Raw genomic sequence first — 14,190 nt, forward strand, 5'->3', positions numbered from 1 at the left:
TCTTGATTCCTCCTTTTGGATTGGTTCGCCAAATTAATTCTAAAGGATTTCAAGGTGTCTTTTCTATTGTTTTGGAAAATAAAAAAGATATTGGTGGAATTCCACCAACATCAAAAAGTATAGAGCCTAAAAAAGAGATAAAGGAACGCAATCTGACGTTCCTTTATCTCTTTTTAAATTAAAAATTTATCCTATAAAATCTGATTCAAGTCCCTCTTTTATTTTGAAGAACAGCTAATGCTGTTTAGCAATGCTATAAAATTGTTCTTTGAAGTATATGCATCTATAATTTGTGAAGTTTATTCTATGAGTGTCCGCTGGAATAAAGAATCAGCTGTATAACTACGACAAGTGTATTCATACCACAGTGGGCAATGATGGAGGTCCAGATTTTCCCAGTCACTTTATAGAGAATGGCAAAGAAAAGCCCCAGAACGAAATAAACAAAAAAGTTTCCGTCAAAATGAATAATGGAAAAAAGTGCTGAGCTGAGAATTGCTCCCAACCAAAAACCAGTCTTTTCATAATAGAAGAGATCAATTAATGAACGTCGGAAAACAAATTCTTCCATAATTGGTCCCCCAATAATTGTCGCAAAAACAAATAAGCTGTTGTTCAAAATAATTGAGATAATATTTTTAGTATTTTCTGAATTAGGAGCTGTATTTGTAATGGTCGTTTGAAGGCTAACAACAATTCCCTGAAGAAAGAGAGCCAGAAAGATGCCGCTAACTCCGAGAAGCAGAACGAATACTGGAGAGTGAAGCCGCCCCTTTTTTTCCACCATTGTTTTTTCTTTATCTTTTAGATATAAGCCAATCATTAAACCTGCACCTAAAATATAGGCTAGTGTGGAGGCTAAGACCACGACATCCTGCGAAGCTGATGCAAAGAGCAATGGTGAGACAAAGACAGCCAGGTAAATCAAAATCATTGTCATACTTGTTTTTTTAGCAGCCATAAAATCCTCTTTTCTTTTCAAGTGAGTAGTTCAAACTATCCTATAGAAAACTGAAAACCTATCTATTTTTTGTGGCGGAATCCTAATAAAAGGAAAATAAAAATTGAAAAAAACAAGGCTTCCCACAAGGTAGTTGTCCAGTCGAATTGCTTATCTACACCAAAAAAAAGATTTCCGGCATTTGCGATGAAAAGATAAACAAATGTAAGAATAATAGTCTGAGCAATGCGCTGTTTCATATTCGCTTTCCTCCTTTTTTTATTTTCCACTAATTCTATTTTAGCATGAAGTGCGCTAAATACTGGAATGAAATGGTCAATGGATTTGGGAGATAATCCAAAGTAAGATAAAAATCTTATTTTTCATACAAAAGACTTGCAAAGCAAATCAGAAATGAGTATTATAAATAGTGTGAGTTAGCACTCTCTTTGCAAGAGTGCTAAAAATCAAAAAATTTATCATGGAGGGATTTATTGTGTTAAAACCATTAGGCGATCGCATCATTCTTGAAGTCGCACAGGAAGAGGAAAAAACAGTAGGAGGTATTGTTTTAGCTTCAGCTGCAAAAGAAAAGCCACAGACTGGTAAAGTTATCGCGGTGGGAGAAGGCCGTGTATTAGATAACGGTACAAAAGTTCCTGCGGAAGTAAAAGAAGGCGATACAGTTATGTTTGAAAAGTATTCCGGAACAGAAGTTAAATATGAAGGAACAGAATATTTAATTGTTTCAGGAAAAGATATCATCGCAGTTGTAGAATAAACCTCTAATAATTTTTATAGTATTAAGGTAAATCTGAGCTATTAAGTATTAGAATTCTCAGGTAAATCCTAATAAAACAGAATGAACAATAAAATAAATAAGGTGGGAAATAACATGGCAAAAGAAATTAAATTTGCAGAAGATGCCCGCGCAGCAATGCTTCGTGGTGTGGATATTTTAGCTGATACAGTAAAAGTAACATTAGGTCCAAAAGGTCGTAATGTCGTTTTAGAAAAATCTTATGGTTCACCGCTAATCACCAATGATGGTGTAACAATCGCAAAAGAGATTGAATTAGAAGATCATTTTGAAAATATGGGTGCTAAATTAGTTTCTGAGGTTGCCTCTAAAACTAATGATATTGCAGGAGATGGTACAACAACTGCGACTGTTTTAACACAGGCAATTGTTCGTGAAGGGCTGAAAAACGTCACTGCTGGAGCAAATCCTTTAGGCATCCGCCGGGGAATTGAATTGGCTACAAAAACAGCGGTTGAAGAACTGCATAATATTTCTGCTGTTGTAGACTCAAAAGAAGCAATTGCACAAGTAGCAGCTGTTTCTTCTGGTTCAGAAAAAGTTGGTCAGCTGATTGCAGATGCAATGGAAAAAGTCGGTAATGATGGTGTTATCACTATTGAAGAGTCGAAAGGAATCGAAACAGAGCTGGATGTTGTAGAAGGCATGCAGTTTGACCGCGGCTATCTGTCTCAATACATGGTGACAGACAATGATAAAATGGAAGCTGTTTTAGAAAATCCGTATATTTTGATTACTGACAAGAAAATTTCAAATATCCAAGATATTCTGCCTTTATTAGAGCAAATTCTACAACAATCTCGTCCGCTGCTGATTATTGCTGATGATGTAGATGGTGAAGCGTTACCTACACTAGTATTAAATAAAATCCGCGGAACCTTCAATGTGGTTGCAGTGAAAGCGCCAGGCTTCGGTGACCGCCGCAAAGCAATGCTTGAAGATATTGCTGTTTTAACAGGTGGAACAGTGATTACTGAAGATCTTGGTTTAGAGTTAAAAGATACAACTATTGAAAACCTTGGTAATGCAAGTAAAGTAGTTGTTGATAAAGACAATACAACAATCGTTGAGGGAGCCGGCGGCAAAGAAGCGATTGATGCTCGTGTTCAACTAATCAAAAATCAAATTGTTGATACAACTTCTGACTTCGACCGTGAAAAACTACAGGAACGTCTGGCAAAATTAGCTGGCGGTGTTGCGGTAGTTAAAGTCGGTGCGGCTACAGAAACAGAACTTAAAGAATTGAAGCTGCGTATCGAAGATGCCTTAAACGCAACTCGTGCGGCTGTTGAAGAAGGAATGGTTTCCGGCGGTGGTACAGCGTTGGTAAATGTTATTGGTAAAGTAACAGAAGTAGACGCAGAAGGCGATGTAGCAACAGGTGTGAAAATCGTGGTTCGTGCATTAGAAGAACCAATTCGCCAAATTGCTGAAAATGCCGGTTATGAAGGTTCAGTCATCGTTGATAAACTGAAAAATGTTGATTTAGGTATTGGTTTTAATGCAGCCAATGGTGAGTGGGTAAACATGCTTGATGCAGGAATTGTTGACCCAACAAAAGTAACTCGTTCAGCCTTGCAGAATGCAGCCTCTGTAGCAGCATTGTTGCTGACAACAGAAGCAGTAGTTGCAGATAAACCAGAACCAGCTGGCGCAGCTGTTCCCCCAATGGATCCATCAATGGGTATGGGCGGCATGATGTAAGTAACCTCTAAGAACCTTGATTTTTCAAGGTTCTTTTTTTATTTTCTATTGTTTTTTACTGCTTATAGGGCTAAAAAGGGCAAAACTTTTCTAAAAAAATATAGGTTGTTTAGTTTGTTTAATAATCATAAATGAATCCCATATTTTAACAACGAGTCTTCTCCAAATACAAAGTATTCCTCATAGGAAAAGTAAAGTAATTCAATTTGGATAGAAGGACGACACAGATTTATCGCAGCATTAAAAATAGAAATAAAATCAAAAAAATGACAAAAAATACAGGGACATATGAAAATATAAATCTTCTCATCTTGTTTCCTATAGCTCGTTCATCAGCATCATTAAACAGCAAACAAAAAGGGAAAGACCAGAATTTTCCATTGGATAATTTTAGAAAATATCCAATCAATAATAAAATTCCAGAAATTGTAACACCTGCAAAGGCTATATCTAGGGCAAGCGGTAAATCACTTAGATTCATAATAAGTATCTCTCTTTTTTTGATTATATTCTACAAGGATAAAAGCAGAACAGCAACAAAAATCAGAAAGGCTGAATGACGTAGGAAGCTTGCAAAACGACTTTTTTACTTTCACATACGGATATATGATATAGAAATAAATTTTTCAACGAATAAAATTAGCAATAATGATGTATAGATTAGTAGAGCGGGACCCAAAAATCACTACTCGCAAAGAACAATTTCTCTTGAAGAATTTCTCCTGTAGTTTTAAGTAAGTTTTTTTATTTTTGACAAAGAAACAATATGAACTTGTACTTTTCATGAAGAATATTTAAGAAGGGGGAAGTTCAAATGTTTGAACAACTAATAAATATGAATTGCTTTTCAGTAAATAAAAAACTTGCTAAAGAAGCAGCGGAATTACTGGAAAGGTTGTACGGCTGTGAAATTAACTGTACTGAGATAGATGAGAGTGTGCCCTTTGCACACCATGCACGAGGCTGTACAATTGTCGCAGCAAAAATCTGTGAAAATGTGGTCATTTATCAAAATGTTACAATTGGTTCGAATATGAAATACAGTAAAGCTGTAAAGAAGTGGGAGAACGTGGGAAACCCAATCATTGCTAAAAATGTAATTATAGCAGACGGTGCCAAGATTCTGGGACCAGTAGTAATTGGTGAAAATTCAGCTATAGGAGCTGGAGCGATTATTACAAAAAATATTCCTGCAGACAGTGTTGCATTTGGTGTTAATCAGCATAAGCCCAAAGATCCTAATTATGATTTGCTGTTCAATCGGGATATGATTGATCCAGAAATAATCATTGAGGAAAAACATCGGCTAATCTCAGCTTTTGAAAAGAACAATTAAGAAACTTCAGAAGTTTGGATACGGTCATTAGCTCCAGAGACAGTTCAGCAACGGGTTTCCTCAACACGTAACAGCTGATATACTATCAAGAAAAGGGGGAAAGAGTTACTATGGAAAAAGAATGGCTGTATAGGAGTATTGATTCGGCGGACATAAAAGAAGCGATTGAACTGTATATCGAAGTTTTTTCAGCTGAACCTTGGAACGATCAGCTTACGTTTCAGCAGATTGCGGATTATATTAAAAGCTTACAGGGGATGAATACTTTTAAAGGCTTTATTTTACGAAATGAAGCAACCGGCAAATTGACAGGAGTAGCTTTAGGCTTTGTGAGACCTTGGTATCAAGGATTGGAATATCATATGGATGCATTTTACATTTCCAATGAGCTTCAAAGAAAAGGCATAGGGAGCTGTTTTATGACTAAAATAAAGCAGTCCCTTGCGGAAGAAAATATACCTGATATTATTCTAGATACAGAACGAGGATATCCTGCAGAAGGATTCTATTTGAAGAATGGCTTCAATGCTTTAGCAGCCTCTGTTTTATTAAGTGCAAGCACTCAAGAAGTATAGTCAAATAATTTACGCCAATACAAATAAGGAACTATTATGAACTCATTCCAATCTCTTTGGTTGGTTTGCTTGATAATAGTTTCTTTTTTATTCTACAGAAAGTTTATTGTTTAAGGGACATATTGACTGAGTGAAGGGCTTGATTAACAATCGGCAAGGATGCCGGACCTATGCCATGGAAGCTTAACAGTTCTTTTTTAGTTAGAGCTGCCAGCTTTGGGAATGAATCAATTTTTTTGTGAAGTAAAGCTCGCCGGGCTGGTTTTGATAATTTTTCTAAGAATTCCTGATAAGTCACTGGAAACACCTCCATTTTCTATAGCTAATATAACATATTTAAGAGATTAATCACGACGGTAAAGTTTACCAGCTTAAAAAAGGAGTACTGAACAGTAAGTCATTGACTTCAATTATCCACTAGCCTAAAATTATAACCATTAAGTAGCTTTATCCTATAAATGATGAAATGATAGACGGCATACTATTTTAAGCAGAAAGAGAGGCAAAATTTATGGAGAGATATATTGCGCTTTTACGTGGAATAAATGTAGGTGGTAAGAATAAGATATCCATGCCGTTATTGAAAGCAGCCTTTGAAAAAATCGGTTTTTTAGATATGGTAACCTACATCAACAGCGGGAACATTGTTTTTTCTAGTGATATTCAAGATAAAAGTGAGCTGATAAGAAAATGTGAGGCTGCAATAGTGGATGAATTCGCACTAAATATTCCTGTTACCGTAGTATCGGCAAAGGATTTAGCGACAACGCTAAGTAATGCGCCAGAATGGTGGAATATAGAAAAAGAATCAATTCATTATGCGATTTTCGTTATTTCTCCAGTTACTGTGGAAGAAGTGTTTGCTGAGGTTGGAGAGGTAAAACCGGAGTATGAACAAATTAGTCATCATGGCAATGTTATCTTCTGGTCAGCTCCACGAAAAACCTTTAACAAAGCACGCTGGTCCAAAATTGCCAGCTCGTCTGTAAATAATAGCGTCACAATTAGAAACGCCAATACAGTAAATAAACTACTTCAATTAACTAGTAAGTGAGAGTTATTATGAGACAGCGGCTGCTGTCTTTTTTTTATTCTAGTTTTAATTAGTTGCAAGAATATAAATACTCTGTCTTGTTCTATCATGGTTGCTATCAAATGAAATACAAAAAAATAAGTAATTAAAGTTTTTAGAAATATTTTTGTAATGTGTTTGACACAAAAGTAATGTTATGTAATAATTGATTGGAAGGATATAAAGAACATGGAGGAGTGGAAAATGGAAAGAAAGCTGTTTTGTGAAATTTCACCTCTGACCTATAAAATTTCAGTCTATAAAAATATAGTCAAACGGCATGTTCAAGACTACTGGAAAAAAGAACGCTTTTCTTCTGAAAAAAGAGAGGAAAAATTACCTGTATGCGTGTATAGGCATCGCTCTTTGATTCGAAGAAAGCTTGGCAATGTTGATTTAGAGCTTCAAAATAACAAGGCAGTGAATCTGGCAATTTCCACGCAAAAGGTCTCTGGTATTCTAATAAAGCCAGGTGAGACTTTTTCTTTTTGGCATCTAGTTGGGATGTGTACAGAAAAAGAAGGTTATTTAGAAGGACTAATGATTGGAAAAAATACCACTGTGAGCGGCATTGGCGGGGGAATGTGTCAATTTACTAATCTGATTCACTGGATTATTCTCCATACGCCCTTTGAAATTGTTGAGCATCATCATCATGACAACATTGATTTATTTCCAGATTATGGCCGTGTGATACCTTTTGGAACCGGGACATCTATTGTTTATAACTATTTTGACTATCGGTTTAGAAATACGACTAATCAAATATATCAATTAATCGTCTACACAGATGATATATATCTTAACGGTGAATTATATGCGGAAAATGAACAAGCCTACAGTTATCATATTAAAGGCGAAAATGAGTATTTTAGCAAATCACAAGGGGTTGTTTACAGGAATGGAGAAATCATCCGAACTGTAATTGATAGAAGAACCGGGAATCAGGTGAAAAGGGAACTGATAAAGAAGAACCGTGCGAAGGTCCTGTATGATACCACTCATCTAACAATAGTAGAAGAATAGCAGATTAGACTATAGTAATTTTTTCTTCTAATCACCCAATAATTGAGCTAGTTGAAATGACTATGGCTGTTGTAATAAGGAGTTAAAAAATAAGACCACCAGGGTCTTATTTTTTATTTTGGGAGCCGCTCATCAAGGAATTACGGGAAATAATGAACGAATGTAGGGAATTAGCAGCTGCTGCTGGATTAGGAGCAACAGTAACAGATGTACAGGATAAAATACATAAAAAAGATACTTCCATTGCCGTCCCCTTTGACCGTTATAGAAATAAATGAAAATGAAAGATAACAGCCCTGAATAGCTGTTTTGCAGGATAACAGCACTGCCTGCCAAACATTTAATCAGTGGATAATTGCGTAATATATACAATGAAGCAATTAAAAGCACACCAATCCATCCGCCGTAATCTGTTCGGAGAAACTCAGCAGCAAAAATTCCGCTAAACAGAACACCAGCGGAAATGAATACATTTAAAGGTGTTCGTTCTTCAAATTTTTTCAAGCCAATCAAGACGACTAAGCCGATAAGCAATGTAAAAAAAACGTTTTGTTTTTCCAGTGTAAAATAGGATTGGCGAAAGGCCATATCATAAGGAACTTCTGATAAAATAGCAAATAGTAGTAAACGGGAAAAATATTTTTTCACATTAGAGGTATGTACAAAACCTTCTACTAACAAAAAGCAAAACAAAGGAAACGAGAGTCTTCCTAAAAATAGAAAGATGTCAAAAAGCTGATTTATAAAGGTGAAAAAACTCTGCTGCTCACTGGGAAGCTGTTGAATGAGCGCAGGTGAAAGGTATAAAAGCTTTGCAGTATGGTCCATCAACATCGTTAGAATAGCAATCCACTTTAACGTACTGCCTGAAAAGTACCCTTTGTTTTCCATAAATAAACTCCTTTAGCTAAAAATGCTTCTTTTATTCTACCATAATTATTCTAAAGAATTTGAAATTTCGGACTAAGGATTATGTTATACTATTTTGGAGTGTATTTGAAAAAGTAAGCGGCGAATGGTTATATAGACTATTGTTAAAAGATAAGTGAAGCTAGTTTTTCTTCAGGAATAGCTAGCGAAACAGCGAATTTTCGTTCTTGATTGCCATAATCATTTCTGAAAAATTCGAATGCCGCTCTACTGGAAAGCGGGGGAAAAAATGAAGATTGTATTTTGTGATATCGATGGTACTTTTCAAGATATTGGCGGAGATGTACCTAAAATAAATTTTGATAGTATTGATGCGCTGCAGGAGCAGGGAGATTACTTCGTCTTTATAAGCGGACGAGGCTATGAACAGCTGCAGGAGATATTGGAAAAGATAACAAATGACTGTGATGTGATTTTTAGTAATGGTGCTGGTTATCGTTTGAAGGGTGAGCAACCGGTCTATCGGGCATGGCTCTCTCTTGAGAATTGTCGAAAATCTGCTGCTTTACTTGAAAAGCGGGATGTTTTCTATTTTATTCATACAGATAAAGGGATTATTATGAAACCCTATGAACAATATTTAGAACACTTTAAAGCATTGAGAGAAAAATTGAAGCCGATGGGCGAAGTTGGCGATAAGATTATGGATTTTAAAGAAAATTTCTTTGCGACACAATGTGAATTTGTGGAAAATCCCATAGAGCATTTGACGCAGCACCCTGAACTAAAGGCTTTGAAAATCGAAATAATGGAAGCGAGCGACGGGGAGATGGATTACCTGCGTGACACGCTGAATGATGATGAGACCTATGTCTTTTCTTCTTATGTTCAATGTCTGGAAATCGTCAATCCGATAAGCAGTAAAGGGCACGCGATCCAGCATTTTATGACCAATTTTCCTGATGCGGTCAGTTATGGTATTGGCGATGGCGAAAATGATTTAGCGATGCTTGAAGTAGTTGATGTGCCAGTTGCTGTGGCGAATGCAAAGGAGCTTGTTAAAAAGCAGGCTCAGGTAATTGCTGCTGACTGCTCAGAAGGCGGTGTGGGACAATTTATTTTTCAGCACCTAATACCTTCTGATAAGGCAAGCAAGTGGGGCTATTGAGCGTAAAAATCTAAAAAAAGAGAAAGCACCTGGAATCTTTATTACCAGAGTGCTTTCTCTTTTTTAGGCTAATGTCTTTTTATGCTTGCGGATTTTCTTGATTGCCCAGTCATAATGGCTGCTTGTAGAGGAGATTAGATATGCACCTAATGACGTGGTGTTTGTCCATTTATAATATTTTTTAGTAAAGAGCTCTTCATTGGTATGATGCTCTATGATTTCCAGCATTCTATCCGAGCTCTTATCAAGTAGCGCTTTTGCTTCAGAAAGAGGCGTTTGCTGATAGGCTTCCCAAATCTTCTGATTTAGCTCAGGAGTTGTTTTAAATGTATATCCAGGAGCTGGAATAGCAGGTTTTTCACCATCCATTCCTTCAGTATACCAGCGTTCCATCATGTTGTGCCATTCGTGAAGATGAATCAGAACATCTCGGATGTTCTTGTCCCGGTCTTCAAAGCTAAAAGATTGTTCCTGCTGTTCAGGAGTCATTGTGTCAACTACGATGCGCAGCTTCTGATACTCTTCTTTGCTTTGTGTAAGTAAACTGTCCTTTGTTGTTGGTCTTGCCATGATGGATACCCCTTTCTGTTTGATGATTCAAGTGTTATTTTGCGTATTTCTTAATTACCTGACATAGTAGTTCTGTTGTGTTCTTACCGCCTTTTTCGTCGTAGTAAGCGGCAAAACGTTCATCTGTCAGGTACATATCTGCCAAGCCTTTATGGGCTTCTGGTGAATAATTTGGCCAGCTGAAGCTTAGCCATTTTTTATGACTGTCATAAATAGTTTTGGCAGTATCAGATTCCAAGTCCTGAGTCTGCTGCAGTTCTTTTAACGCATTCAGCATGTTTTCTTCAATTTGAGTCATTTCTTTGAAAGTGCTCTCACTCATATTTTCCCATTTTTTATTGGAAGCTTCAACTTTTTTTTCGCCATATTTTTCTCTGATTTCTTGACCGTATAGCTGTTCATTTTCAGCTAATTTTTGTTGTTTAAATGCGTTGAATTTTTCTGTATCCTGCATATGAATCTCTCCTTTATGATAACGCAGTGTTTTTTCTACTGTCAGAAGCAGCAAGTCAATCTGTTCTCTTTTCTTGACGAGCTCATGGTAATGCTGTTCTAAAGCGGCTTCGAAGTTAAAATCTGTCTGATCTAAGCTTTTTCTAATATCCTCCAGCTTCATGTTCAGCGAACGGTAAAAAAGTATCTGCTGCAGCCGGTCGACTTCCTGACGACCGTAGATTCGATAACCCGATGAATTAACCCGCGCAGGTTTTAATAGCTTGATTTCATCATAATATCGTAGTGTACGTGTACTGACGCCAGATAGCTGTGCCAGCTTTTTTATCGTGTATTCCATTGTTATCCCTCCTGACACTCTTATCATAAACCTTTACGCTACGTGAAGGTCAAGTCTTTATTGTAAGAAAAGACGAAAAATAGGAAAACTTGTCATTTTTATAAGAAAAGGAGTAAACTTAAAGGTAAAGAAAAATTATTTCTATATATCCTTCAAAGAATCTATACACGAATAATAACTTTTAGCTAAAGTGTAGGAAAGTAAATAAATTTTTGATAGGATTTATAAGTAAGGGAGATGTGTGTGATGAAACTAGTTGAGACGCCGATTAACAGTAATTTGGATCTGAACAGTCTGTATCCGAATATCACAGGATATCTGTTTGGAAAGAAAGCAGTAAAGCATTTTAAATTGTATTCTTTAGATTATACGCAGATTATTTATGCAGATGTATTTGATAAAATCAATGTGGTTATGGTTAACCCAAAGAAGAAGATAAATAAACGGGAAATTGATTTTGTCATCAAGCGTCTGCTTCAAAGTACCCGGGAAGAAGTAACTGTTCATCTTGGAATTCAAAATGAGATGAAGAAAAAGGGGATTCTTTTTTCAGAACCGAGAAAAGATATTATTGTCGTTCAAAAGAAAATAGAAGAGTAAGAGTGATTGGAAAGGCACTAAAAAACTACTGCTTGCTTTTTCTATCATTACCAGTGATATCTGAATATACAGGAATATGGGGTAGATAGCGGCAGGCTAACATAATGAGCGGAGCCTCATTTATTTGATTTTTAGAGCAAGAAGGGTTTAGATGTTTTGCTGTGCGCCAACCCTTTTTTAGTTATTGAAAAGATTATAAAATTTTATGGTTGTAAATTCAGTAATATAAAAAAGGTAGCGGAGGAGAGATTTAAATATTGTCTAGCTTCACAAGAAAGCCCGTTTCAATAAAAAGGCGAGTCAGTTTCATGATGAACAGCATCATGAAACTGACTCGCCTTTTTTTAGGGCTAAATGATTTCGTCAAGCCTTTCTAATTAAGCAGCTGCTTTTTTTGAAAAGGAGAATTTCAATCCACCGCGTTCCTTTTTCGTCATCATTGCTAGAAGGAAAAAGACTGAAGCAAAGACGGCTAAAACAAAAATGTTAAATTGAAATTCCTTCAAGAAACTGCTATCAAGGGAAGTACTGCTTCCGATAAGTTCATTAGTGCGGACAAACCAATAGGTTGGTGTAAATGAGGCAACTTTATTGACAATGTCAGGTAGTATTTCGGATGGAACGAACACTCCGCCAATAAAAGAGCTGCCTAGAATAAAGATGTTATTTACTGCACCTACAAGCTCAGAGCTTTTTATCAATCCAGTGATAAAAATACTAAATGCAATGATTGCCAGTAAAAAGACTAGCGAGTTGGTAATAAAATAAGTAGTATAGGCTGTGAAGCCAACACCTGTATAAACCATTGCATAGGCGATGAATAATGCCCAGCAGATGACTGCAAACAACAGACTGCTTGTTAAAAGCTGACGGGAAAGCTTCTTTAGCGAGAGTGGTGAACAGCTGTTGCGGCGGCGAATTTCATCTCTGTTGAAGGCAAGATTAACAATCGAAATCCCGCTAAAGACAGTCATAAACAAGCCGTAAGCTAGCACACTGAATACACCACCAGTTGCTTTATTTTTTTCCAGCCGGTCATAGCTCTTATCAAATTCAATCGTTCCTTTTTCTGCTATATTTTCTTTCGTTAATCGATTGATTTCAACAGTATCCTTTTCTGGAAAAGCAGTTGAATAAAAGCGATAAGTAGACAGATAATGATTAATGATATTGTCTACATACATTTGATTGAAGCTGCCTGGTTTAACCTGAACTTCCAGCATATTGTCTGCTGTTTCATCTGCTTGAAGAGAGAGTCCAAAGTCTTTAGGGATAGTCAGGACATAGTTTAGTTCTTCAAAGTAGAGGGCATCGTCGATTTCTTCTTGAGTTCCTTTGAAATTAACAACCTCCATGGTAGCTTTTAGGTAAGCAATCAAATCTTTAGATTCTTGTGAATCATCATTATTGAAAATAGCAATTTTAGATTCAGTTGCTTCAAAGGCGGAATCAGTAGTTTTTAGATTGCCGGCATACATGAAGGAGATGCCGATACTAATGATAAAGCCTAAGAGAATGGAGACTTTATTTTCCCTTAATATATAATAAAATGTTTTAAACACTGACATATTGTGCTCTCCTTTCATAGATGAAGCTTAGTAAAACAAAAATCACGGTAATAATCCCCAAACAAATCAGATTGATGTAGAAGCTGTCGATATTTTCATAGTAGTAAAGCTTGTAGAGTCCTTCGCTGACCAAATTCACGGGGTTAATACGCCCTAGTAAAGGAACATATCGACTAATAAGGTATTTAACATCGGGAACCATCATTCCAGCTAAAAAGCTGCAGATAATCTGGAAAGAAACACCCAGCGATGTTTTTTGCTCCAGCGGCAGTTTGATAACATTCCCCAAAAACATCCCCATTGATATTGCCGTAACAGCCGCTAGTGTACAGGTTAAAAGTATTAATTGCCAGCGGGTGCCGAAATCTACGGCAAAGCCAAAATGATAGATAGCAAGAATCAAATACAGTTCAATAATGAAGACTGTGAATGCCGCTGCTAGATTAGCCAGCACAATAATCATTTTATTTTGAGGAGCCATACTTAAACGAATCCCGTTAGCTGATTGATTGGCTTGTTCATCATTAGTATTTTCTATTCCCCAGAAAAAGCCGAACATGCAGCTCATTCCTACTAGTGTAAAGAAGAAAAAGCTTTTAGTACTATTGTTGCCAGTGGACTTTTTAGACAACTCAATGTAATTTTGCTGCTTACCGATATCGTTAGCTAAGCTAGTCGCTAAAAGAGCGGGATTTTCCTGCTGAATATCCGATAAAGTTTTCTTCGCCTGATTAAATTGGTCAAGGAAAACACTTAGCAAGCTTTGTCGAATGCCTTTCTGATTTAATGTCAGAGTGATGTCCTTATCTGTCAGAATATAATAGCCATAGATATCCCCTTTATTCATTTGTTTCTCAGCCTTTTCCTCAGAGAGGTTAACCGGCTTAAACATTTTTGTTCCATCGTTTTCAATTTCTTTCAGTGTTTGAAGAAATAGCTCACTCTGATGCTCATCGTTAACTGTTTTCTGAACAATCCCAACTGGTACTTTCTCAAAGTTCACATTGGCATCAAGATTGCTGAAGGCCGCTGTAAAGAAGATACCCATACAGATGGGAAAACCGAAGGTCCAAAACATCAAAGGTTTATTTTTTAAAACTACTTTTAATCGATAAATATATAAATGCCAAAACATCGCTTTTCCTCCT

Annotated in this window: 18 protein-coding genes; 9 read left to right on the top strand and 9 right to left on the bottom strand. The window is 36.5% G+C overall.

What is annotated here, in order from left to right:
• On the top strand, positions 1–182 hold a 182-nt coding region (locus ACPWSO_RS09430; RefSeq protein WP_426082766.1), incomplete at its 5' end, for a hypothetical protein.
• A gap of 122 nt (positions 183–304) precedes the next feature.
• Here ACPWSO_RS09430 and ACPWSO_RS09435 read toward each other — a convergent pair.
• Together ACPWSO_RS09435 and ACPWSO_RS09440 are read right to left on the bottom strand one after the other, a co-directional pair.
• A complete protein-coding gene (locus tag ACPWSO_RS09435) occupies positions 305–961 on the bottom strand; it encodes a CPBP family intramembrane glutamic endopeptidase (protein WP_426082768.1) in 657 nt (218 codons plus the stop codon).
• 62 nt (positions 962–1,023) lie between these two features.
• The gene (locus ACPWSO_RS09440) at positions 1,024–1,200 is read right to left on the bottom strand and encodes a hypothetical protein (protein ID WP_426082770.1); all 177 of its coding nucleotides are present in this window, start codon (positions 1,198–1,200) and stop codon (positions 1,024–1,026) included.
• A 236-nt stretch (positions 1,201–1,436) separates the two neighbouring features.
• Between ACPWSO_RS09440 and groES the strand changes: the two genes are divergently transcribed.
• Together groES and groL are read left to right on the top strand one after the other, a co-directional pair.
• Entirely contained in the window at positions 1,437–1,721 is a 285-nt protein-coding gene (groES, locus tag ACPWSO_RS09445; protein WP_426082772.1) for a co-chaperone GroES, read from the top strand.
• Between the two features lie 114 nt (positions 1,722–1,835).
• Complete coding sequence (gene groL / locus ACPWSO_RS09450; RefSeq protein ID WP_426082774.1) at positions 1,836–3,464, top strand: chaperonin GroEL; 1,629 nt, start codon at positions 1,836–1,838, stop codon at positions 3,462–3,464.
• Between the two features lie 229 nt (positions 3,465–3,693).
• Here the strand turns inward: groL and ACPWSO_RS09455 are convergent, their stop codons facing one another.
• Positions 3,694–3,945: a hypothetical protein gene (locus tag ACPWSO_RS09455; RefSeq protein WP_426082775.1), complete on the bottom strand. Its 252-nt coding sequence runs from the start codon at positions 3,943–3,945 to the stop codon at positions 3,694–3,696.
• A 333-nt stretch (positions 3,946–4,278) separates the two neighbouring features.
• Here ACPWSO_RS09455 and ACPWSO_RS09460 point away from each other — a divergent pair, with 333 nt between their 5' ends.
• Together ACPWSO_RS09460 and ACPWSO_RS09465 are read left to right on the top strand one after the other, a co-directional pair.
• On the top strand, positions 4,279–4,800 hold the full coding sequence (locus ACPWSO_RS09460; protein ID WP_426082777.1) for a serine O-acetyltransferase: 522 nt from the start codon (positions 4,279–4,281) through the stop codon (positions 4,798–4,800).
• Between the two features lie 110 nt (positions 4,801–4,910).
• On the top strand, positions 4,911–5,375 hold the full coding sequence (locus tag ACPWSO_RS09465; protein WP_426082778.1) for a GNAT family N-acetyltransferase: 465 nt from the start codon (positions 4,911–4,913) through the stop codon (positions 5,373–5,375).
• Between the two features lie 103 nt (positions 5,376–5,478).
• Here ACPWSO_RS09465 and ACPWSO_RS09470 read toward each other — a convergent pair whose 3' ends face one another.
• Positions 5,479–5,673 carry a hypothetical protein gene (locus ACPWSO_RS09470; RefSeq protein ID WP_426082779.1) on the bottom strand — a complete coding sequence of 65 codons (195 nt, stop codon included), beginning with the start codon at positions 5,671–5,673 and terminating at the stop codon, positions 5,479–5,481.
• A gap of 213 nt (positions 5,674–5,886) precedes the next feature.
• Here ACPWSO_RS09470 and ACPWSO_RS09475 point away from each other — a divergent pair, with 213 nt between their 5' ends.
• Positions 5,887–6,429, top strand: coding sequence for a DUF1697 domain-containing protein (locus tag ACPWSO_RS09475; protein WP_426082781.1), 543 nt, complete (start codon positions 5,887–5,889; stop codon positions 6,427–6,429).
• 222 nt (positions 6,430–6,651) lie between these two features.
• Positions 6,652–7,473: a VanW family protein gene (locus ACPWSO_RS09480; RefSeq protein ID WP_426082783.1), complete on the top strand. Its 822-nt coding sequence runs from the start codon at positions 6,652–6,654 to the stop codon at positions 7,471–7,473.
• A gap of 132 nt (positions 7,474–7,605) precedes the next feature.
• On the opposite strand, the gene ACPWSO_RS09485 is transcribed toward ACPWSO_RS09480, so the two are convergent.
• The gene (locus ACPWSO_RS09485) at positions 7,606–8,364 is read right to left on the bottom strand and encodes a TraX family protein (RefSeq protein WP_426082785.1); all 759 of its coding nucleotides are present in this window, start codon (positions 8,362–8,364) and stop codon (positions 7,606–7,608) included.
• 268 nt (positions 8,365–8,632) lie between these two features.
• Here ACPWSO_RS09485 and ACPWSO_RS09490 point away from each other — a divergent pair, with 268 nt between their 5' ends.
• Positions 8,633–9,511 carry an HAD-IIB family hydrolase gene (locus ACPWSO_RS09490; protein WP_426082787.1) on the top strand — a complete coding sequence of 293 codons (879 nt, stop codon included), beginning with the start codon at positions 8,633–8,635 and terminating at the stop codon, positions 9,509–9,511.
• A 63-nt stretch (positions 9,512–9,574) separates the two neighbouring features.
• Here the strand turns inward: ACPWSO_RS09490 and ACPWSO_RS09495 are convergent, their stop codons facing one another.
• Positions 9,575–10,081: a ClbS/DfsB family four-helix bundle protein gene (locus ACPWSO_RS09495; RefSeq protein WP_426082788.1), complete on the bottom strand. Its 507-nt coding sequence runs from the start codon at positions 10,079–10,081 to the stop codon at positions 9,575–9,577.
• A 34-nt stretch (positions 10,082–10,115) separates the two neighbouring features.
• The gene (locus ACPWSO_RS09500) at positions 10,116–10,874 is read right to left on the bottom strand and encodes a MerR family transcriptional regulator (RefSeq protein ID WP_426082790.1); all 759 of its coding nucleotides are present in this window, start codon (positions 10,872–10,874) and stop codon (positions 10,116–10,118) included.
• Between the two features lie 246 nt (positions 10,875–11,120).
• On the opposite strand from ACPWSO_RS09500, the gene ACPWSO_RS09505 reads away from it, so the two are divergent.
• Complete coding sequence (locus tag ACPWSO_RS09505) at positions 11,121–11,474, top strand: DUF1827 family protein (RefSeq protein WP_426082792.1); 354 nt, start codon at positions 11,121–11,123, stop codon at positions 11,472–11,474.
• A gap of 377 nt (positions 11,475–11,851) precedes the next feature.
• Here the strand turns inward: ACPWSO_RS09505 and ACPWSO_RS09510 are convergent, their stop codons facing one another.
• Complete coding sequence (locus tag ACPWSO_RS09510) at positions 11,852–13,042, bottom strand: ABC transporter permease (RefSeq protein WP_426082794.1); 1,191 nt, start codon at positions 13,040–13,042, stop codon at positions 11,852–11,854.
• The gene (locus ACPWSO_RS09515) at positions 13,029–14,177 is read right to left on the bottom strand and encodes an ABC transporter permease (protein WP_426082795.1); all 1,149 of its coding nucleotides are present in this window, start codon (positions 14,175–14,177) and stop codon (positions 13,029–13,031) included. The genes ACPWSO_RS09510 and ACPWSO_RS09515 overlap by 14 nt, the downstream gene beginning before the upstream one ends.
• Positions 14,178–14,190: the final 13 nt, after the last annotated feature.

Origin of the sequence: Enterococcus sp. LJL51 (genome assembly GCF_049894025.1) — a bacterium.
Classification (GTDB): domain Bacteria; phylum Bacillota; class Bacilli; order Lactobacillales; family Enterococcaceae; genus Enterococcus_L.